The sequence below is a fragment of the Halomonas sp. SIMBA_159 genome (assembly GCF_046536035.1).
GTDB lineage: Bacteria > Pseudomonadota > Gammaproteobacteria > Pseudomonadales > Halomonadaceae > Vreelandella > Vreelandella venusta_A.
Genome location: NZ_JAWJBT010001064.1, coordinates 1 through 254 on the forward strand (window position 1 = coordinate 1; position 254 = coordinate 254).

Consider the following 254-nt stretch of genomic DNA (forward strand, 5'->3'; position numbering starts at 1 on the left):
GATATGATCGCCCGCAGCATGGAGCGTTTAGGCCGCAAGTCAGCAAAAGAGCCGCCGCTGACCCACTACGGCGTCTGCAAGTTGAATTTTGACTTTACGCTGGATATTACGCGTGCGCAGGAAGAGTTAGGTTATCAGCCGGTCATCACCCTGGATGAAGGTATCGAGAAAACTGCCGCCTGGCTACGCGACCACGGAAAACTGCCGCGCTAATCCTGCCCGTATTTCTCCAGCAATGCTTCGGCAATCGCCTG

At 55.1% G+C, this 254-nt stretch carries 1 pseudogene; it reads left to right on the forward strand.

The window, feature by feature from the left end:
• A pseudogene (locus R0J87_RS22550) lies at positions 1-213 on the forward strand (NAD-dependent epimerase/dehydratase family protein); the annotation flags it as partial.
• Positions 214-254: the final 41 nt, after the last annotated feature.